Below are 21,109 nucleotides of genomic sequence, written 5' to 3'. Positions count from 1 at the left end.
CTATAAAAAGGCAGGTTGGGCTTAAAACTCCCACCTGCCTTTAGTTATTTCAGTTCATTGTCCATCCGGGTTCTCGTCCATCGAATCTACATACACAGAGCCTCGAACCATGAGTGGTCCTGTAACAACAGCACGGCGGTCGGCTGATTGTACGGTCAGGCAGTATACATAAGGCTCTCCCTGTGTTCCCGTTTCCTCATAGATTAACTCGGCAAATCCCTCCTGATAACAGGAATCCTGCAACCAGTCCAGCATAGGTCCCCGCTCATCGTTGCGACGCAATCGAATATCCAGCTCCCCGATATCCCAGTTGAGCAGCGGATTTTCCCATGCCAAAGAGACTTCAATGACAATACGTCCTTCAGCTTCACTTGCAGGAATGATCAATGTAGAGAGCACGCTCTCCTGATCGGTAACCTGAAAAGGCAGTGCATATGTGCCTGGCTCAGCTTTGTTTTGAACTGAATATTTCAACATACCTTCTTCCTCCTCTGCCCGTTCATTAGGGTGTCACGGTAAAATGACTGGCTGTACGCTTAGCGACAACGTTCCCGTTTTCCAAAAATTCAGCCAGGATAAACAGCGTTTCTGGATTGTAAATATTCGTGATCACTCGCAGATAAAACGGATTTTGGGCTGCCTCCATATCCTTGAGTTCTAGCACGGAGTCAGCTTCGGGAGAAGGGCCCAGTCGAAGAAGTTGCCGCCTAAAAACGCCACTGTCATTCCCCATTTCCAGCAACACATCGACGGCCCTCTTTTCACGATTGAAAAAGGTCACATGGCAGCTTTGTATATGGGCGCTGTGGTAAGCGAGATGGTGATCGATGGTTAAAAGAAACACGGACATATGATGATGCCTCCTTGAATTCCGTTAGGTTACCAGCCTTAATATGATATGAAAAATAACCGGGATTGGACTGGATAGTTGTACGCCTCTTTGACAAAAAGCGCATCGGTGTCCAACCCTTTTCGCCGTGCTGTGCATGTAATGTAGAGTGGAACAAACTACGGCCTGAAGTCCCTTTTTCGACTACAGAAGAAGGATAGAGTAGGAACTGAGAGAAGGGTCGTATTAAAAAAGGAGGCACGGCTATGAGACTCGCACAGCTGGCAGGGGAATATGAAGCGGTCTTCAGTCTGGGGCAAAACTGTACACCTGCCATTCAATTGGAAAAGAACCGTTTGCGGCCGTTTGCCGGGGTACTGGATTGGATGATGTCTGACACGCTGTCCGATGTGAACCGCTTGCTTGAAAATCGGTTTGCCGGATTTATGGAATTGCCCAATTTGAGTGTCGTTGGTACGAGCCAACTGAATTATATGGTCAGAGATATCGCTTATAATGTGATCTCGGTACATGATTTTCCGCAGGAGCGCAATACGTCCTCAGATCTGGTGACCTATCCCGAGTTCAAGGAAAAGATAGACCGTCGTATTGAACGTTTTTTTGCAAAAACACAGATGGCGAAGCGCAGCTTGTTCGTCCGTATGCTGGGAACCTATGAAGAAGTAGAGGAACTGGAACGTATTTTGTCAGGCATGGTAGCGAATGAATTTTGTTTGTTGGTAGTGAATTGTTCCGGCGTAACGGAGTTGACGGAGGTGGATTGGCAGCTTCCGCATGTATGCGCGGTGGAAATGCCTTTTGCCGATGTATGGAATTACAAGAGTGATCCGCATTGGCGTACTCTTTTTAAAGGGATGACCTTGTCTTCGGAAAGGGGAGGGCGTCGTGCTTGAGCGGTTGCAGGGGGATTATGATGCTGTATTCAGTCTGGGTGGACATTGCTTGCCTTCCATTCAGCTGGATAAAAACGGACTGCGTCCCTATGCGGGTCCGCTGGACTGGATGATTTCCGGTAACTTGTCACAGATCAGTCGCTTGCTGGACGCCCGTTTTGCCGATTTTATGGATGTTGACAGTCTACGTGTCACGGGACATGATTACGGCGAACATAACTTCATGGTCGAGGATGCAAACTATGAGATTATAGCGGCACACCATTTTCCGGTTAGCCAAAATACATCGGAGCAGCTGACTTCCTACCCTGCATTCAAAACGACGCTTGATCGCCGCATCGCACGTCTACTGGATCAATTCACGCTTGCGTCCCGTCTGCTACTAGTTCGTCTTGGAGGCAATCGGGAGCAAGCGGTGGAACTACATGATGTGTTATTACAGAGGATTACACATGATTTTCGCTTGTTATACGTGGATTATACAGGGACAGATGGTGTGACGGAGCTGGATTGGGGTTTGGAGCGGCTGGTTTCAGTGGAGCTACCGCCTGAGGATATATGGAACGGTCAGGATGAGATGTGGCGTTATATGCTGGAAAACGTGAGACTGCATGTCTGAGATGCTGAGATTCTAGAGACACATTATAGATTGTCTTCGGACTGTGCGTGTGCCTGCGCCAAGCTATAGGGAGTCGCATAACATGATGCGAAGGGAAGTCATATGCTTCGGTTCAAAAGGAGGGTGAGCTAGTGAAGGCTTTGGTCACCGGGGGAGCTGGATTTATTGGTTCTCAGCTGGTACGTGCGCTTGCTGATTCGGACATCAGAGTACATGTGCTGGATAATCTGACGACCGGAAATATGGCAAATGTGGACCCGCGCGCGGTCATGCATATTGCGGATATTCGCAGCTCTGAAGCTAGGACGTTGCTGATTCGGGAAAGCCCGGATATTGTGTTTCACTTGGCCGCACAGGCTGATGTGCAGCAATCCATCCATCAACCCGATGAGGACGCGGATGTGAACGTGCTGGGGACGATTCATTTATTGCAGGCTTGTCATGAAGCCGGTGTGTCAAAATTCATATTTGCTTCCACATCTGGCGTATACGGAGAGCTGCAAAAGCAATGTATACAGGAAGACGATCCCGTGGAGCCCATTTCAGGCTACGGACTGTCCAAGCTGACCGCAGAATCGTATATTCGACTTTTTTATCGGCTGCACGGGTTGAACTACACGATTTTGCGTTATGGAAATGTGTACGGTCCCGGTCAGGCCGCGAAGGGAGAGGGTGGTGTTGTCGCTCTTTTTATGGAGCGGCTGAAAAAAGGAAGCCCCTTGCTCATTCACGGCGATGGGACGCAAACTCGTGACTTTGTGTACGTCAAGGATGTAGTTCGAGCGAATATGGCGGCTATTCATGCAGCGGATCAACGCACAGTACATGTAAGTACGGGACGAACGACGTCCATCAATCGACTGGCCTACGATTTACTGAAGCTGCATGGTTCGTCTGTCCGCCCTGTGTATTCACCAGCGCGAGCTGGAGACATTCACCATAGCTGTCTTAGTAACGCAGTCGCCAGACATTGGCTTCGTTGGGAACCGCTATACGGCATTTCTGCCGGTTTACAGGAAACGTATGTGAGTAGTATGGGCTCAGGCAAAGAAGATATGTCGTGATAAAGAGCGCGCAACTCAAGAAAGAGACTGAGGGAATTCTCAGCCTCTTTTTCATTTGAATAGCAATTAGATGTTCTCGCCAGCCAGCTTAAAGGCTTGATCTAGGACAGCTGCACCGTTCCCTCTACCATAAGCCAACGTGTCAATGACATCTACTGGGATACCATAGGGAGCTGCAATTTCGGTGACTGCCTTTTTACGCATCCGCACTTGAGGTCCGAGCAAAATAGCAATCACGGAATCTGTAATGCCTTCCAGCTCTTCCTTGATGGTGCTTTCGGGGATGGCTTCGATGTTCAGCTCTATGGATCTTGCTGCTGCTTCTTTTTTCATTTTAGAAACCAAAATGGATGTGGACATACCCGCAGCACATGCCAAAATAATTTTTTTCATATTTGAGCGCCTCCAGAATTCATTTTTAACTACTTGTACTCTTCATCCAGATCAGCAATAAATGAGCGTTCTTTGATCGCGGCCTGATACCAGTAGCCGGATTTCTTCAAATGCCGACTTCGATCATTGTCCAGGTTAATTTCTACCAGTCCATAGCGATTTTTAAAAGCATTCATGGGAGAAACGTTGTCTGTAAAGGCCCACAGCATATAACCTGTACAGTTGGAGCCCGCTTCTACAGCTTGTAATGTGTAGTACAAATGCTCTGTTATAAAGTCAATACGATAGTCGTCCTGAATGATGTGTTCCTCATTTTTGAAAGCAGCTTCATTCTCAATACCCATACCATTTTCTGCGACAAACCACTCGATATTGTGATATTCGTTCTTAATGCGCATTCCCATATCGTAAATGATTTTAGGATAAATCTCCCAGCCCCGTGACTTGTTCATTCTTTTACCCGGAAGATCAAAATGCTCATAGTAGTAAGAGGGGTGGAAGGGGGTGTTTTCGTTCCACGCTTTACTCTGCGCTTTGACCCGATGGGGATAATAGAGATTGATTCCGACGTAGTCAACGGTATTTTCCTTAATTACGGTCAGTTCTTCCGTTGTAGCTTTAAATGCAATATCATGCTTGCCCATGAGATCGAACAATTCTTGCGGGTATTCGCCTTTAATAAGCGGGTCCAGAAATACTCGATTGTAAAATAAATCATACACATGTGCCGCATACTGGTCATGAGGGGTGCTTGATCGGGCATAAGTGACTTCAGGATTCAGAATAACGCCTATTTTAGCCCCGTGCTGACTATAGTTTTTTGCTTTGAAAAGCTGTACGCACTTTGCGGTAGCCAGCGTTTTGTTATAGTTCCATTGCATCCACTTCCGCGTATTTTGTTCATAGGGATAGCGAAGGGCATCCAGATAGACGCGAGTCTGTACAACAATGGGCTCATTAAACGTAAACCAGTGCTTGACCCGATCGCCGTACCGTTCAAACACTTTTTCCGCATATTTTACAAATAACTCCACTACATGCTTGGAAGACCAGCCCTCATATTTATCCAGCAGATAGGCAGGGACCTCATAGTGTTCCAGACAAATCATCGGCTCGACTCCACTTGCAATCAGCTCATCAATGACCCGGCCCATATAATCCGCATACGTTTCATCCACCACTACATTCTCATAATCCGTTAAGAAGCGGGACCAATTAATAGAAGTACGATAATGGGTTAAGCCAATCTGCTTCATCAGCGCAATATCTTCGGTATAGCGATTATAAAAGTCGGTTGCAACCGCGGGTCCATATCCATTGTGCCAGACATAGCGGTCATTTTTGTACCATTGGTCCAGGAATGAGTCCTGACCTTCTTTTTTACCGCTCCATCCCTCTGTCTGCCAGGCGGAAGCCGCTGCACCCATGATGAAATTCGATGGAATTTGTATCGTATGTTTAGCCATGACATGTTTCTCCTTTTCATTGTATAAAGAATGCGTTTTCAATTAATTAGTGTATTTCTATAGTAGCGCATTATTCAGTCGTTCGCTTGTTGGCAATTTTGACGAACGGGAAATAAATGATAATCGCTACCACAATGCAAACGATCTGAGTGACGACGGCTCCAATGCTTCCACCTGTAGACAGGTAGGCATTAATAATAGGCGGAGTAGTCCATGGAACCATGACGACGGCTTTACCTGCAAATCCAAGCAACGTCGAGAAGTAACCAATCGTTCCTGTGATGAGCGGAGTAATAATGAAAGGGATAGCCATCAATGGATTCAACATAATCGGAAGTCCGAAAATGACAGGCTCATTAATATTAAACAGACCTGGGCCGAGCGAAAGCTTTGTTATTTCCTTCATATCTTCACGCTTGGAAGCGATCATAATACAAATCAAGAGGGCTAGCGTAATCCCTGAACCACCGATACTCATATATACGTCCCAGAAAGGCATCGTAATAATGTTCGGAATGGGCAGTCCTTGCTCATAAGCAGTCATGTTGACAGTAATCGCGCCAAGCAGCAGGGGTTCACGAATGGGCTTTACCATTTGGTTTCCGTGAATACCGATCACCCAGAAGATTTGCGCAACCAGCATCAGCACCAGTATACCTGGCAGTCCCTGTACTACGGCCTCCAGAGGTTTTTGCACCACATTATAGACAGCATCGTACAGATAGAGTCCCGTAAACTTATGAAAAAAGAATCCAAACATGGAGAAGACAGTCACCGTAATAATGGTAGGAATGAGTGCGGAGAATGAAACGGCCACATTGCTGGGAACACTTTCAGGCATTTTGATTTTTAGCTTGTCGGACTTACCCAGTTTGCTGTATAGCTCGACGGACAGGATGCTTATGAAAATCCCTAAAAACAAGCTCTTGGTATCCGTAAATTGACGGGCTATGACGTCTGTTACTTTTTGCATGTCACCGTTAACCATCAACTCTATCGTGGTTGGTGTCACAGAGATAAAACAGATTAAAGCAAGCAAACCGGGGAAAAGATTTTTCTCACCATTAATTTTTCCTAGCTCCAGACCAATCATGAAAACAGCCAGAATGGTAAGGATATTCAAGCTGGCATAGTTAATGCCTGAGAAAATCGGTTTGTACTCAGCCAGGAATGAGAATGGCCTAAAATGGGCCAAACCATTGACTGGGTCCATGACCATATTGGAAATCAGTACAGCAAAGGCCCCGACAATAATAACGGGCATCAATGTGATAAAAGCTGATTTGATCGCTATAATATATTTAAAATTGTTGATTGCATTTGCTACCGATGTGAGGCCGTCAACCAGTTTGTCTTTGAATGCCATGGGATAGCGTCCCTCCTCTACGATTTCGGTACGAATTGATCCATGCGTTCATACAGGTCTACAAACTCTGAGGCCATATCGCGAATGGTGAGTGCATTCATCAAATGATCTTGAGCATGTACCATCATGACAGACATCTCTGTTTTTTCACCCGCTGCTTCCTTACGGATGATTCTGGTTTGAATCTTGTGGGAGGACACCAGTTCTTTTTTTGCTGAGGCTAATTCTTCTTTGGCTTCACGAAATTTCCCCGCCTTTGCAAGCTCAATCGCCTCCATGGCGGAGCTGCGTGCATTCCCTGCGTATAATATAATTTGGAATACAATCTCTGTATCATCCATGTCCTCCATGTTCACGTCGTGCTCTGTAGATTCATCATGATTCACGTGATCCTCTCTCCTTTCAATCATCTCGTTCGTATGGCTATTATAATTTGGAATCGCTTTCAACATAACACACATTATTTCCTCTTCTTAACGGAAATCAATCGTTCTTCATACTCCTTATGTTCAACTATTTTTATGCAACACTTCTATGAATTCTGTATACGTTTTGCAGCGAATAAGCTGCTGGACGAGCTGTTCATTATTTAAAATTTCAAGCAAGATATGATACATAGTCTGTAAATCTTCTGATTTCGTACGCTGTATACAGAGCATACAAATAAACTGTACCGGCTTGCCATCCCAATCGATTGCTTTTTGTAATGTACAGATGGCCCAAAATGTGGAATCTGCGAAAGGTTCCATCGGATGCGGGATCGCGACCAAGTTGCCAAATGAAGTGGGGGAAACGGCTTCACGCTCTATCACGGATTGCAGTAGAGGGCCTTTTACAAGATCTGCTTCGTGTATTTTTTCGGCTATAAATTCAAGCACTTGGAGTTTGTTCTCAAACTTCTGCTGAAGGAAGACCAATTTTTTTCGTACATACTGCACAGCAGGAAGTCTGACCTCAGAAATGGCTTGTTCAATTTTAGTAATATCAGAACTGCCCAAAAATGTATTCACATGGATCATAGGGATAGAAAGCGGTTCTGAAATGGGGATCGTGCTAATGACAAAGTCCAGTGTATCCAACGGCATTTGTTTCAGCTTATAAAGTTCAGTGGTTCCCACGATATCCAACCTTGAACCGAAGACCGATTGAAGCTTATAATACAGCAGCTTAGCACTGCCGAGTCCAGAAGCACATACGATCATACATCTTTTGGGTGCATCCTCCATTTTCTTTCTTTCCATCGCGACTCCGATATGAATGGCTAAATATCCAATTTCATTTTCCTCGATGTGTATATGAAGCCGCTGCTTGATGACCTCCGCAGCAATGATACCTGCTTCAAAGGCAAGCGGGTAATTGGCTTTGATTTCATCCAGCATAGGATTACGCAAATTCATTCCGTATTGATAACGGTTGATCACTGGTTTGAGGTGAAGGCAAAATGCAATCAGCAATTCTTGATCGTGTTGAATGTTCATCTTCAACTGCTGATCAATTTGGTCTAGTATTTCGATAGTCAGTTCGTAGATATCTTTATCAATGATCTTTTTAATCTCCACTTCATCCATACGTGCACTAACGACGGTCCTTACACCCAACAGGTGAACAGCAATGTACGCAACTTCAACAAGTGGAAAGGAGGGCTTCATGTTTTGTTCCAAGGCGGATACGATCTCAGTCGCCACCCTAAACTCTTTTTGCGCTTCGATTTTTTTCATCTCTTGCGGATAATACGACACATACCTTTCTTCACGAATTCGCTTACATGCTATAGCAATATGAATGACCAGATTGTTCAGGGCAATGTCCGATAACTGAATATCATGGATCTCAATACGATCCAGAATCACTTCTCTTATGAATTCCATCTCTTCGTTAGAGATCAGAGAAGGGTGGGACATCTGCTGCTCGCCTATTTCATCTGTCCTACTGAATATATAGTCGGAAATGCAATAACGCAGCTTGGCCTCATTCCCTTTGACTCGAATACCATGATAGGGTTTATTCTCCAGAGATAGTCCGTAAGTTGCCAGCAGCTTGCGCAGTTCTTTGAGGTCATTCTGTAAAGTGGATCGACTAACATACAGGATCTCGGCTAAATCATCAAGTTTGACATATGCATTGGTAAGCAATAGCTTTTTCATTAAAAAACGATTTCTAGCTTCAGAAGAACTCGCTAATGGATAGGGCCCATTATTTTCATCATCCTTTAATTGCTTCAGCAGATGATGAAATGCTTGTTCGTCCCGAATCTCTAACTTGTAGCCTGTTCCTTTAAGGGGTTTAACTGCTGCTCCATGCTTTGACAACAGCGCACCCAATTCCTTTAAATCCGTTCGTATCGTTCGAGAAGATACCTTCAATGCATTTGCCAAGTGTGCTCCTTTGACCATCTGTTCAGCAACCAATATACGAAGAATATCAAAAATACGCACAACGAGCCCCCTCTCTTAGCTGTTTCTGATGAACAGTATACAACGGTTAGAGCGTAACCAAAAGAAGGGTTGACAACAGCGTGAATCCTAGATGATCTTGACACACTCGCAGATTCGGCGATATAGTAGATACAATAAGTCTTTGATTGAGGTGTAGTTATGAAATTTACAAAAGCAACGAATTATGCTCTGCACACTATGCTCATGCTCGTTACTGATTCGTCGGTTAAGCCGGTAGGTGTTCAGCAACTGGCTGAATCCCAAAATGTTTCACCAACTTATCTTTCAAAAATTTTGACGAGGCTTGTGAAGGCTGGAATGATCGAATCCGTTTCTGGAGCCAATGGAGGCTATCGCCTATCCCGTCATAAAGATGACATTACTTTTTTGGATATTATCCATGCCATTGAAGGTACGAATTCTTTGTTTGAATGTGATTTCGTCCACGGTTCTGAGTGCCTGATTCAAGCTGTAATGAGGGAAGCAGAGGAGAAAATGGAACGACATCTAAAAAATACGAAATTGGTCGATTTGGCGCAAAAGCAAGCACAAGTGTAAAGTGAGCGATTTTATATAGAAAGAGGGTGGTTGCCAGTTATGTAAAACGGTGTTTTTTTGGTTCTATCGCAGACATAAAGAGTCTTTAATATCTTTTAAAAGGAGTTGGGTGTTATGCTATACGATTGCGCTATTATTGGCGGAGGGCCTGCTGGGTTGAATGCAGCCCTCGTGCTGGGCAGGGCAAGGAGAAGTGTGGCCTTGATTGATAATAATCGGCCCAGAAATGCGGTTACGCATGCGTCGCACGGTTTTATTACAAGAGATGGCGTAACGCCATCTGAGTTCCGCCGTGTAGCTTATGAGGAAGTGCTGCGTTATCCGTCTGTTCATCATTTGCAAACCGAGGTTGTTTCGATTATGAAAAACGTATCCGGATTTGAGGGGTTTGATTCGTCAGGCCTTCGCGTTCAAGCGCGAAAATTGATATTAGCGACGGGCGTGAAGGAGATATTCCCCAAGATCGAAGGTTTTTATCCGTTATACGGGAAAAGTTTGTTTAATTGCCCTTATTGCGACGGTTGGGAGCTGCGGGATCAACCGCTTGTCCTTGTCTCTGAATCGGCGGCTATATTTCATACAGCCAAACTACTCCTTAATTGGAGCAAGGATTTGATCGTCTGTACGAACGGTCATGCATCCCTGTCGGACGAGCAAAAAGAACGGCTTCAATCCAAGGGGATAGTAGTAATAGAGCAACCTGTTGCGGCGTTCATCGGCCACAATGGAAAGCTTGAGCACGTGCGCTTTACGGATGGCACTCAAGTCCCGAGGATCGGCGGCTTCGTGACTCCCCAGTTTGTACAAAGTGCACCGTTTGGAGAACATTTGGGCTGTGAAAGAACGGAGTCGGGCGGGATCAAGACGGATGAAGCGGGGAGAACCTCCATACCTGGTGTATATGCTGCTGGGGATTCATCGTACTTCATGCCTTCTCAGTTGATTTTTGCCGCGGCCGACGGCAGTCGAACTGCTGCGAGCGTAAATATGGATTTGACAGAGGAAGATTTCAACGAATGACGAGAAATTGGAAATGTCCAATATGGAATCCGATAATAGAAAAGGCCGCCAATATGGCGGCTTTATTCTAAAATCATAGAGAGAGTAAGCAATAATGAACCAATGATCATAAAAATAAAGGACCATTTCCATCTGTTTTTTCTATCTTTCCCCTCGGGATCAGCTGCCTGTTCAACATAAAAGTTAGCCCGCATGCGGTCACCGCTGACCCCTGTTCCACTTAATATAATAGCCAGTATTATGCATGCGGCACCTGCCCACCATAAATAATCATATATCATGATGATCCCCCATTCTTATCTTCTCTATTACCCCATTTCGTGCACCATATCATAGGTCATTCTGTGACTAAACAAGACCTTCTTTCAATAACCTCTGTATTCACAAGAACCTGAGTATGATGCCCCTGATGATGGTTAAGCCTCTCCATAAGCAAGTTTACAGCCGTTCGGGCCAAAATATCCTTTTTCACATGAATGGTTGTGAGTTCCGGGCTAATGACCTTCGCTTCATGTATATTATCAAAGCCCATGATGGAAATTTGTTCAGGCACTCGAATGTTCATTTCCTGAAACGTTTTAATGGCACTGATCGCCATATAATCATTTTCGCAAAATAGGGCCGAAGGTAGCTCGTCCAATTCATGAATAGCTGTTCTAAATGCGTCCTGTGACATCACAAGCATGGGATGCATATCAAATGTAAGCCCATTTTCTATGGAAAGATTGTGCTCCTCTAAAGCCGCCATAAACCCTTCCTTTCGTTTTTTAAAGTTCAGAATTCTGGTACTGGATTGTACGTATCCTATCTTTCTGTGTCCTGACTGAATTAAATATTGGCCTGCCTGATACCCACCGAGATAGTTATTAATAGATACGAAACTGGCATCGACGTGTTCAAAGCAAGTATCCAAAATAACAATATTGGAATGAATGGATTGTATGGAATGAATAATCTCGGAAGTTAAATTGGTGCCAAGTAGAAGTATGCCTGAAGAGGGCTGATCTTTTTCCAAAGCAGATAATTCTTCTTCGAGGCTATGGCTATCAAAAGACGAAAAAATCAAGGTGTTTCCATGTTCTCTCACCTGATTGGTAATATGATGAATTAATTCGTTAAAAAATGGAAGTGAATCATAGTGCTCTGTTACGATGTCTGTATTTTTACAGGCCACAAAACGAATCACATGATGATTTTTAATGGCTTCCTTGTTTGTCTTCATGGTGCGTGGTTTATATCCATGCTCTTGGGCTATTTTTAGAATGTGCTCCTTGGTTTCTTCACTGACTCCGGGTTTGTTATTAAAAGCAAGAGAAACAGCAGATTTAGAAACACCTGCAAGCCTTGCAATATCATCAATTTTCAATGTGGAACCCCCTATTGAACTAAACTACATAAATTATATCATTACTCAGCAAGAAAGTTTAGCTCATAAACTAAACTAAACTAAATAACTAAAAGTAAAAATTCGTTGACCTTTTATAATTTATAATGTTAATATTCAAGTGTAAAGCGCTCTAATTTAGTTTATTTCACGTAAAAAACACATAAGTTTAGTTTTTTATTTAGTTTTGTTTAGAGAATTTTGCGCATACAGCAAGAGAGGAACGGTGATTCATTTGAGTTTAAACATGGCTGAAAATCAAAGAAGTTTTACCAAAGAGGAAAAACCTTTTTTTTATTTGGCAGATACGGTGTGGAGTGTATTTACCAACGCGACGATAGAGGAGTGGAGCGATTATCTTGACTATCGGAAGATGCAAGGTTTCAATGTGTTGCAAATCAACATACTCCGACAATGGGACGCAAGTGAATCGGATCTGAATCTACAGCCGTTTGCATTAATGGAAAATGGGGATTTCGACTACCATACATTAAACGAAGCTTATTTTGACCGGGCAGAAATCATGTTGAAGATGGCTACAGAGCGTGGATTTGTTCCAGCACTGGTTCTGTTGTGGTGTAACTATGTGCCGGATACATGGGCTGAGATGTTCCAAAAAGGTAATAAAATGCCGTTTGAATGCGTTGAACCCTATGTAACGTACGTGGTAAACCGTTTTTCTCCATTTGATCCTATTTTTCTGATTAGCGGGGATAGTGATTTTCCGACCGAACGTGCCAATTCCTATTATTTAAAAGCACTGGATATTGTACAACAATTAAGCCCTGCAAGCTTAACTACGCTGCATATTCAAGGAAGATTGAGAGAAATTCCTCCAGCCTTTGAGAAACACCAGGGTCTTGGATTCTATATGTATCAATCAGGACATAATTCCGAGTTCCAACATGTAGCCCATGAGATTGCTCAACATTTCTATTATAAGCCGGATATACGGCCTGTCATTAATGGAGAGCCATGTTATGAACAAATTAGTTACAGCCGCAATGTGTATGGCAGATACACAGCACTGGATGCCAGAAAAGCGGCATGGCAAAGCCTCCTTGCAGGCGGGGGTGCGGGCATTACCTACGGAGCGCATGGCATTTGGAGCTGGCACAAGAAAGGAAAGAAATTCGGCATTGTAGAAGGGGAAGGATTCGATAGTCCCTATGATTGGAGAACTGCATTGCAATTTGAGGGCGCATGGGATTATTCCTTTATTAAATATCTGTTTGAAATGTACAACCTGATTGGCGTAAAGCCGTTGGATATTGTTTTAAACAAGACAGAGGAAATCAGAGCTGCGGGGAACGAGAATACCATTGTGTTGTATGTCCCGGTTAACACAAAGGTACGACTAAGTATCAACGTGCAGGAATACAAGTTTACAACGATTGATTTAGCCGGGAAGCGGTTTGCTCAAACCGACGTGTCCGTCCAAAAGGATCAATCGGTGCTAGACATGCACAGCTTTGAAAGTGATGTTGTAATCATCGGAACGAAATAAAAACAGAGAAGAATGTGGATGGAGTGAAGCAACATGTGGAAAATCGGCGTTATTGGAACGGGATATTGGTCGGAGAAACATATCAAAGCATGGCAGTTTATCTCGGATGCAGAAATCAAAGGATTTTGTGATCGAAATAAAGGCTTACTTTTTGAAAAAGCAGATCAATTCCATGTACCTACTGAATATTGTTATACCAGCCTGGAGGAGATGCTAAGCGAAGCGGATATTGATGTCGTGGACATCATTACACCTCCTGAGACACATCTGGAACTGGTTCGACTGGCGGCCGCAGCCGGAAAACATATTATGTGCCAAAAACCTTTTGCCCGTTCTGTTGAGGAAGCTGAGCAGATAGTAAGTATTGCTGAAGCAGCAGGAGTCAGACTTATGGTGACAGAAAATTGGCGTTGGCTTGAACCTTTTCAAATTATAAAAAAATTGCTGGCAGAGAATATCGTTGGAAATATGAATGTTATACGTTATACGCATACCGATTTTTATTCACCGAGGTTTGCTCCGGAAAAAGAGCTGCCGCAGCCATTTTTCAGAGATATGCCCAAGCTTTTGTTTTATGAAATGGGAGTTCATTGGCTGGATACTTGGCGTTTCTTATTCGGTGAACCTCGGCGTTTGTATGCGGAAACCAAGCGGGTCAGTCCATACACACAAGGAGAAGACACGGGCATTATCATGTTAGGTTATGAACATTATTTCGGTCTTATGGACATGAGCTGGGCGACTCGCAGGGAACTGGATGGGCAGCTGTCGGAACAGGTTCTTCCCGATCATAAAGAACAACTGGTGATTGAAGGCGATGAGGCTACCCTAAAACTGTACAACACAGGTAAATTATGTCTCATTAATAATCAGGGAGTCGAAAAAGTATTGGTTGAAAAGACTGAATTAAACTATGAGGAAAGCCATAAAAAGCTACAGGCTCATTTTATAGATTGCCTCAACACGGGAAAAGAATTTCAAACGAGTGGTCACGACAATATCAAGACCCTTCAGCTTGTATTCGACACCTATGACAGCGCAGAAAATCATAAAGTTCATGTGTATTAAGAGGCAACAGGATGTCCATTAACGATATTGTGATGTATGTTATCGCTCTTTTTTTAGTGTTGGGTGCATTGGATCAATGTTTGGGAAATCGCTGGGGTTTGGGACAAGCCTTCAACAATGGGTTTATGACCATGGGCTCTCTTGCTCTGGTCATGATAGGGATTGTTTCCTTGGCCCCTGTACTGGCCGCGTGGTTGATCCCCATTGTTTCACCGTTATATGTGGCAATGGGTGCCGATCCGGCATCCTTTGCTAATACGATATTGGCGGTAGATATGGGGGGATACGCACTTGCGGCAGAAATGGCGCACAGCCAGCAAGCGGGCGTGTTTTCATGGGTTTTTCTAGGGACCATGTTTGGCCCAACGCTCGTATTTACGATTCCGGTTGCCCTCGGCATTTTGGAAAAAGGGGATCATCCATATTTTGCAAAAGGTATCTTGATCGGTATTAGTACCATTCCCGTTGGCTGTTTCATAGGGGGAATGATCGCCGGATTTGACGTGATTATGATTTTAAAAAATCTGATCATTCCCATGCTTCTTTCAATAATCATTATGCTGGGTTTACGTCTATTTACGGAGTATACGATCCGATGGTTCAAGTGGTTTGGTAACGGCATTAGGCTTCTATCCCTTGTCGGTTTGGCAGCGATTGGGGTCGAAACCTTAACTGGATTTGTGATTATTCCCAATATGGCTCCGTTGTCTGTCGGTGTGCAAACGGTTGGAACGATTGCTATTGTATTGGCTGGTGCGTTTCCGTTGGTTGCTTGGATTACAAAAATATTTAAAAATCCGCTTCAACGGGCAGGACGTTTGCTAAACATAGATCCATCGGCTACTGCGGGTCTTGTGGCTAGTCTTGCTCATAATATTCCTACCTTCACTTTAGTTAAAGAGATGGAGCCCAGAGGAAAAGTGATCAGTATTGCCTTTGCTGTCAGTGGATCTTTCGTTCTCGGAGGACATCTTGGCTTTGTAGCTGGAATGGACAAGAATATGGTGATTGCCATGATCGTGGGAAAACTTACAGGCGGGATTAGTGCCGTAATTGTCGCAGTTATTGCACATCCAGCTACTACGAATAGAAAAATAGAAAGCGCATCCAAGAAGGAGTGAACATGATGGATCATAAAAAAACAGCCAAAGAAGTGTTGAGAGCCGTGGGCGGAAATGAAAATGTGAACAGTGTCATTCACTGTGTCACTCGATTGAGATTCAAACTGAAGGATAATCAATTGCCAGATAAAGAAAAGATCAAGCAGATTGACGGTGTCATTACCGTTGTAGAAAGTGGTGGCCAATTTCAGGTGGTCATCGGGAATGAGGTTCCCAAAGTATACGAAGCTCTTTTGGATACCATGGGAGTAAAGCATGGAGATCAGATGGTTGAAGACGATCAAAAAAATGAAAAAGCGAGCCTATTCAGTCGATTTGTCGATGTCATTTCAGGTGTGTTCATGCCCGTTGTGGGTGTGCTCGCTGCTGTGGGGATTCTAAAAGGACTATTGGCCTTATGCACATCCCTGGGCTGGATGACGGATCAGATGGGCACGTATAAAATTTTATATGCGACAGCGGACGCTATGTTTTATTTCTTTCCGGTTATTCTAGGGTTTTCAGCAGGTAAAAAGTTTGGAGGAAACCCGTACCTGTCCGCTGTTTTGGGGGCCGCCTTGGTGTATCCGACCATTACTTCGGCCTTTACGGATAAAACGGCGCTGTCCTTTTTGACCATACCTGTCGTTCTAATTAATTATACTTCTTCTGTTATACCTATCATTATTGGGGCGTTCTTGGCAGCTAAGGTCGAAAAAATGATAAGCAAGTTTGCACCTGCTTCCATTAAAATGTTCATTGTTCCTTTTCTGACCTTGGTCATCATATCACCGATTGTTTTTCTGGTTGTCGGACCGATCGCAACTATTATCAGCGATGGGTTAGCCAAAGGCTCTATGTGGATTTACCAGTTAAGTCCGGCTGTAGCTGGTCTCGTTCTGGCCGGATTCTGGCAGGCTATTATTATCTTTGGTCTCCATTGGGCGTTTATTCCAATTCTCTTGAATAATGTAGTTACGAACGGGTTTGATCCGATTAACGGTATGTTGTTCTGTACTACGTTTGCCCAAACAGGTGCAGCTTTTGCCATTGCTTTGAAATCACGGGACCCTAAATTAAAACCCATCGCCACTTCTGCCACAATTGCGGGTTTGATGGGGGTTACTGAACCAGCTATTTACGGGGTTACGCTCCCCACCAAAAAACCGTTTATTTTAGCCTCGATTGCTGGAGGTATAGGAGGAGCTGCAGCAGGCTTACTCGGCTCAACGGCATATGGATTTGCCTCAGGCGGTATTTTTGGTATACCTCTATTCATTAATCCAAAAGGCATGGATGCAGGCTTCATCGGCTTTATTATATCTTTGGTTGTAGCTTTTGTAGTCGCATTTATTCTGACCTATCTTATCGGTTATAAAAATGCACAATCTGCGTCTGAAATTAAGGTTGCAGATGAAAACAAAGAAGAAGAAAAAACGATATTCAGTCCTCTACATGGTCAATTGATTCCTTTAACCACAGTGAAAGATGAAGCTTTCTCCAGTGGTGCGATGGGTCAGGGAGCCGCAATTATCCCCCGAGAAGGAGTAGCTTACGCACCTTTTAACGGAACTGTTGTTACCGTTTTCAAAACAAAACATGCGATTGGACTGATCTCTGAGGATGGAGTTGAACTGCTCATTCACATTGGAATTAATACGGTCAGCTTGAAGGGAAAACATTTCACTTCCTTTGTGTCTGAAGGAGATACGATTCAAAAAGGGGACAAGCTGGTTGAATTCGATCCCAAAGCTATAGAGGATGACGGATATGATATTACCACATCCGTCATTGTAACCAATACAGCCGTGTACACGGATATTTTAGTTGAAGATTCCAAGGATATTCATGCAGGAGACCGCTTACTAAAGATTAGATAGATTCCAATTCCAATATTCAATAATAAAAAAGGCAAGATAAAGCTGACGATGCCCCGTATATAAAAAGGGTTGTCGTCAGCTTTTTTTTTAATTACCTCACACCTAGCGTGTTCATCATCTGTCTGAAGGAACGCACATATTTATCCGGTGCCAACAGGTTAACGATTCGCGCCAGTCCTTTCTTGCGGATAGATTCGCGTTGAGGTACGTTGTTCATCAGGTCTAGTCCTTGCAGTATCGCCTGCAAGATGTCCCCCTGCTGATAAAATTTACCGGTTTCGTTGTGGTCAATGAATGCTCGTACTCCGTCTGAATCAGAGCTTAATACCGGGCAACGACAGGCCATCGCCTCAGCAACTGCATAGCCGAATCCCTCCACCAATGAGGTCGATAGCAAGTAGCCGCCTGAGTCGCCAATCATGGAGTAATACAGGGGCATATTGGCATGAGGTACGCTTTTAAAACGCTCGATAATGGAGGACATGCCAAGCTGAGTAAGCATTTTTTCGAATTGTATTTTATCCTCCGGCTGTGACAATGTTTCATCATAAAACATCCAGATTCGAAGATCCGCACGGTTTTGCAGCATCCAGTAAGAAATATCGACAAAATGCCTCCAGTTCTTGTTGGGCTCTAGCCGTCCAACCCAGGCAATAACCGGATTAGTTGGAGGAGTGTTAGGTACATAATTAAATACGCTGGTATCCAGCACGTTTGGAAACACATAGCGATTAAGCCATGGACACATGGTGGAGAAAAGATTCACTAAATGAGTCGTATCTGGTAGGAGCACTGCATCGGCGTAATTTTGAAGATACGGAACTGCATCTGCAACAACCCAAGCCGCTTCTTCGTGAGGGCCAAAGCCCTGCGATTCATAGATCAATATCCCCTGATAGCCCAACATTCGCAATCTGGGGAGCATAGGGTAGTCCGAAGAGACGATAATTGCATCGTAGCGATGAGTCTCCACCAGCTTTCGAATTTCTTCTTCAGAGGAAGTCGTGAACACTGGAATATCGCCGTGCAGGTTTTGCATCCCTGTACCCTGCTGATAATAGAGAAGATGACATTCGATCCCGTCCTGAATGAGCGCTTTACAACGCTGGCGGTTCAAGGTTTCTACGCCGCCGCTGGGTATATAAAAAGTAAATAGAACTTTGATCTCAATAACCTCCTTTGCCAACCACAAGCTCTAATACCAAGTTATTCAACCAACAGGACGGGGTGTGGGTTTCTATGGAAGCCTGGATTGAATTAGCGCATAATTATGACTGAGGCGAGAATCTTCCGGGGAGCGTTCTGTTGCTTCTTTCGCAAATTCACATGCTTTGTGTAAAAGGCCTAACTCGTAGCAAGCGAGGGCACCAAGATCATACAGCGTGGCGTCCCAGCAAAAATCCTCTTGCATGTACGTATCCGGTCGTGTAGAAATTTGCAGCGCTTCTTCAACCATATGATAGACGGCGGGCCAGTTCCGCGTATGATAGGCCAGCTGAGCCATTTCCGTGTAAGGTTCACGTAAATACGGTGCTTCCGCAATAGCCCGGTATAACCAACGTGTTGCCTCTTGCCATTGTTCACTTGCTTTATAGGCTCTAGAAATAAAGCGCATCGAAGCACTGCGTTCATCTGCCCAGCGTGCCTGCGGCATGGCAAGATGTTGTTGCAGCGTAGCAATGCACTCGTCCCAACGGCCATGATACATATATTCCCGCCCCAAGTAATGCATGTTGCGGTCATCCTCGGGAAACTCGCGCACAGACTGCTCCAGCAGTGGAAGGTATTGGCTGCGGGACTTGTGCGGATCGGGATCATGATACAAGCGGAGCTGGTCTGATCGGATGTTGCGTTCTTTACCCTCTCCGATATATTCAAGCACCTCGTGAACTGGGCGTACCCAGCGGTACCCGTGACGAGTGTGTATTTTTTCTTTCCAGAACCATGTATAAACGGTATCTTGCCCAGGCTGTCCATGTGTAAAGGCATATAGCATCCGGGTAGTTCCTTCCTTCCAGTTGCGTTCCAGCCGCGACCGCCAACCCTCCTCCCAGACTTCGTCCAGATCCGTACAGACACAAATATCTATATCATCAGGGACCAGCCGTAGGGACTCATTGCGAGCTTTGTCAAAACGCCAAGGAGTTACCTCTATACGATGCACCTCTGCACCCGCTTCGTGTAGCAGGGAAACAGTATCGTCTGTAGAGCCGGTGTCCGCTACAATGACAACATCGGCTTCACGCATGGTGTGCATCCAGCGTTTGGCGAATCGGGCTTCATTTTTGCTAATGGCATAGACAGCTATTTTGTACCGATTCGATTGTTGCATTCCGCTTGCTCCTCCTTTGACTTACTTAAAGATTAAGGGGTGAGTGTGTGGGACATTTTTATTGGGGAGGATTCAGGATTGGGCTGAAGAACTGTCGATTATGCAGGACGTACGGGTCGTTGGGAATGTAAATGGCAGCTTGCTCGTTGTGCCAATTCGCACGTGTGTAATCCTTCATCCGAAAATGGCAAATGCATAGCTGGATATGAGGAAACCACGTTTGGTACGCGTCTTGTACCGGGCCCATCGTGTCGGGAGGATTCAGAGTGGTAGCCATGTCGTACCAGTAAATAGCTTTGGAGATCTCATTTTTATGCAAAAAATAATGACCCATCCGACAGCACAGATCAGCCCTGGGCGTATCGAAGGTCAAACTATGGAGAGCCGCCGTAATGCTTTGCTCCAGCTTGCCAAGCTGTTGTAGACAATCAGCCATTTTGCTACATGCACTAATCGCGTCCTCTGCCCAGCATTGTCCAGTATCCAGAAAATCCTGGTAAACCTGCACAGCCTGCTCATATCTTTTATTGTCTCTTAACTCGTTAGCGTAATAGTAGAGGTCACGAGGAGAGAAGGCATGACCTTGGGCGAGCAATTTCTCATAGATTCGCAGGTTTCGTCCTGGAGAGACCGTGTGTGTTCTAGTGTGAGTTATGGCGATATCGGCATGTTGAATATTCCCGTTTACGGCGAGGTACTCATGCACGGCTCCGTGCCAACGGAACCCGGCTGACCTTCTAACTAAGCGGTTTCGACGAAAATGTAGGGTGACATTGCCATGATCATCAAAGGCATAGTGATAATTCATAGACACGGAATCCACGATTGGTGTGGCTGAGGAATCAAGGGTTTGCTTCAGCTCAAGCAGCTTGACGGCGTCCTGTTCCTTCAAAATATCATCGGCATCCAGCCAGAGAATGTATTCCTGCGTAGCTTGTTCAAACGAATAGTTACGTGCAAGGGCAAAATGATCTACCCATTCAAATGGAAAAATTCGATCTGTAAAGTTGCGACATATGTCAATGGTCTGATCCTGTGAACCCGTGTCCACGATGTTGATTTCATCCATAATAGGATGGATCGATTCCAGGCAACGGCCAATAGTATTTTGATCATTTTTGACGATCATGCACAGGCTGATACTGATCAATTGAGTACCACTCCTTTGGGAACC

At 44.6% G+C, this 21,109-nt stretch carries 21 protein-coding genes; 9 read left to right on the top strand and 12 right to left on the bottom strand.

Translation table 11 applies throughout. The features are described from left to right. Positions 1-54: 54 nt before the first annotated feature. On the bottom strand, positions 55-477 hold the full coding sequence (locus tag MKY98_RS20675) for a hypothetical protein (RefSeq protein ID WP_029518293.1): 423 nt from the start codon (positions 475-477) through the stop codon (positions 55-57). A 25-nt stretch (positions 478-502) separates the two neighbouring features. Next, a complete protein-coding gene (locus MKY98_RS20670) occupies positions 503-850 on the bottom strand; it encodes a hypothetical protein (RefSeq protein WP_029518294.1) in 348 nt (115 codons plus the stop codon). A gap of 245 nt (positions 851-1,095) precedes the next feature. Between MKY98_RS20670 and MKY98_RS20665 the strand changes: the two genes are divergently transcribed. From MKY98_RS20665 to MKY98_RS20655, 3 genes are all read left to right on the top strand, one after another. Then, complete coding sequence (locus tag MKY98_RS20665; RefSeq protein WP_029518295.1) at positions 1,096-1,743, top strand: DUF1796 family putative cysteine peptidase; 648 nt, start codon at positions 1,096-1,098, stop codon at positions 1,741-1,743. Then, positions 1,736-2,362: a DUF1796 family putative cysteine peptidase gene (locus MKY98_RS20660; RefSeq protein ID WP_069012652.1), complete on the top strand. Its 627-nt coding sequence runs from the start codon at positions 1,736-1,738 to the stop codon at positions 2,360-2,362. Before MKY98_RS20665 ends, MKY98_RS20660 begins: the two co-directional genes overlap by 8 nt. A 131-nt stretch (positions 2,363-2,493) precedes the next feature. Continuing rightward, positions 2,494-3,426: an NAD-dependent epimerase/dehydratase family protein gene (locus MKY98_RS20655; RefSeq protein ID WP_069012653.1), complete on the top strand. Its 933-nt coding sequence runs from the start codon at positions 2,494-2,496 to the stop codon at positions 3,424-3,426. A 66-nt stretch (positions 3,427-3,492) separates the two neighbouring features. Here the strand turns inward: MKY98_RS20655 and MKY98_RS20650 are convergent, their stop codons facing one another. The 5 genes from MKY98_RS20650 to MKY98_RS20630 form a co-directional block, all read right to left on the bottom strand. Next, a complete protein-coding gene (locus tag MKY98_RS20650) occupies positions 3,493-3,819 on the bottom strand; it encodes a PTS sugar transporter subunit IIB (protein WP_039272650.1) in 327 nt (108 codons plus the stop codon). 29 nt (positions 3,820-3,848) lie between these two features. Continuing rightward, entirely contained in the window at positions 3,849-5,285 is a 1,437-nt protein-coding gene (locus MKY98_RS20645; protein WP_069012654.1) for a glycoside hydrolase family 1 protein, read from the bottom strand. 70 nt (positions 5,286-5,355) lie between these two features. Beyond that, complete coding sequence (locus MKY98_RS20640; RefSeq protein ID WP_029518300.1) at positions 5,356-6,651, bottom strand: PTS sugar transporter subunit IIC; 1,296 nt, start codon at positions 6,649-6,651, stop codon at positions 5,356-5,358. A 17-nt stretch (positions 6,652-6,668) separates the two neighbouring features. Next, entirely contained in the window at positions 6,669-7,037 is a 369-nt protein-coding gene (locus MKY98_RS20635) for a PTS lactose/cellobiose transporter subunit IIA (RefSeq protein ID WP_029518301.1), read from the bottom strand. A 123-nt stretch (positions 7,038-7,160) separates the two neighbouring features. Further along, positions 7,161-9,086 carry a BglG family transcription antiterminator gene (locus MKY98_RS20630; protein ID WP_081317619.1) on the bottom strand — a complete coding sequence of 642 codons (1,926 nt, stop codon included), beginning with the start codon at positions 9,084-9,086 and terminating at the stop codon, positions 7,161-7,163. Positions 9,087-9,245: 159 nt separating this feature from the next. On the opposite strand from MKY98_RS20630, the gene MKY98_RS20625 reads away from it, so the two are divergent. Together MKY98_RS20625 and MKY98_RS20620 are read left to right on the top strand one after the other, a co-directional pair. Then, positions 9,246-9,644: an Rrf2 family transcriptional regulator gene (locus tag MKY98_RS20625; protein ID WP_029518303.1), complete on the top strand. Its 399-nt coding sequence runs from the start codon at positions 9,246-9,248 to the stop codon at positions 9,642-9,644. A 114-nt stretch (positions 9,645-9,758) separates the two neighbouring features. Beyond that, a complete protein-coding gene (locus tag MKY98_RS20620) occupies positions 9,759-10,664 on the top strand; it encodes an NAD(P)/FAD-dependent oxidoreductase (RefSeq protein WP_029518304.1) in 906 nt (301 codons plus the stop codon). Between the two features lie 62 nt (positions 10,665-10,726). On the opposite strand, the gene MKY98_RS20615 is transcribed toward MKY98_RS20620, so the two are convergent. Further along, the gene (locus tag MKY98_RS20615; RefSeq protein ID WP_069012655.1) at positions 10,727-10,945 is read right to left on the bottom strand and encodes a DUF5316 family protein; all 219 of its coding nucleotides are present in this window, start codon (positions 10,943-10,945) and stop codon (positions 10,727-10,729) included. Positions 10,946-11,001: 56 nt separating this feature from the next. Then, positions 11,002-12,030 carry a LacI family DNA-binding transcriptional regulator gene (locus MKY98_RS20610; RefSeq protein WP_069012656.1) on the bottom strand — a complete coding sequence of 343 codons (1,029 nt, stop codon included), beginning with the start codon at positions 12,028-12,030 and terminating at the stop codon, positions 11,002-11,004. 244 nt (positions 12,031-12,274) lie between these two features. Here MKY98_RS20610 and MKY98_RS20605 point away from each other — a divergent pair, with 244 nt between their 5' ends. From MKY98_RS20605 to MKY98_RS20590, 4 genes are read left to right on the top strand one after another with little or no spacing between them, the layout of a single operon-like run. Beyond that, positions 12,275-13,555, top strand: a complete 1,281-nt coding sequence (locus MKY98_RS20605) for an apiosidase-like domain-containing protein (RefSeq protein WP_069012657.1) — start codon at positions 12,275-12,277, stop codon at positions 13,553-13,555. Between the two features lie 33 nt (positions 13,556-13,588). Beyond that, positions 13,589-14,623, top strand: coding sequence for a Gfo/Idh/MocA family protein (locus MKY98_RS20600; protein ID WP_029518307.1), 1,035 nt, complete (start codon positions 13,589-13,591; stop codon positions 14,621-14,623). An 11-nt stretch (positions 14,624-14,634) separates the two neighbouring features. Continuing rightward, complete coding sequence (gene eutH / locus MKY98_RS20595) at positions 14,635-15,744, top strand: ethanolamine utilization protein EutH (RefSeq protein ID WP_029518308.1); 1,110 nt, start codon at positions 14,635-14,637, stop codon at positions 15,742-15,744. Positions 15,745-15,749: 5 nt separating this feature from the next. Further along, positions 15,750-17,603 carry a beta-glucoside-specific PTS transporter subunit IIABC gene (locus MKY98_RS20590; protein ID WP_069012668.1) on the top strand — a complete coding sequence of 618 codons (1,854 nt, stop codon included), beginning with the start codon at positions 15,750-15,752 and terminating at the stop codon, positions 17,601-17,603. A 91-nt stretch (positions 17,604-17,694) separates the two neighbouring features. Here MKY98_RS20590 and MKY98_RS20585 read toward each other — a convergent pair whose 3' ends face one another. From MKY98_RS20585 to MKY98_RS20575, 3 genes are read right to left on the bottom strand one after another with little or no spacing between them, the layout of a single operon-like run. Beyond that, a complete protein-coding gene (locus MKY98_RS20585) occupies positions 17,695-18,789 on the bottom strand; it encodes a glycosyltransferase family 4 protein (protein WP_029518310.1) in 1,095 nt (364 codons plus the stop codon). Positions 18,790-18,840: 51 nt separating this feature from the next. Beyond that, positions 18,841-19,935 (bottom strand): tetratricopeptide repeat-containing glycosyltransferase, encoded by a 1,095-nt coding sequence (locus MKY98_RS20580; protein ID WP_069012658.1) that lies wholly within the window; start codon positions 19,933-19,935, stop codon positions 18,841-18,843. Between the two features lie 58 nt (positions 19,936-19,993). Beyond that, a complete protein-coding gene (locus MKY98_RS20575) occupies positions 19,994-21,085 on the bottom strand; it encodes a glycosyltransferase (protein ID WP_069012659.1) in 1,092 nt (363 codons plus the stop codon). Positions 21,086-21,109: the final 24 nt, after the last annotated feature.

Origin of the sequence: Paenibacillus sp. FSL M8-0228, from assembly GCF_038007385.1 — a bacterium.
Classification (GTDB): domain Bacteria; phylum Bacillota; class Bacilli; order Paenibacillales; family Paenibacillaceae; genus Paenibacillus; species Paenibacillus polymyxa_D.
Note: the sequence above shows the minus strand (reverse complement) of the source record. Positions and strands in the feature narration are given on the sequence as shown.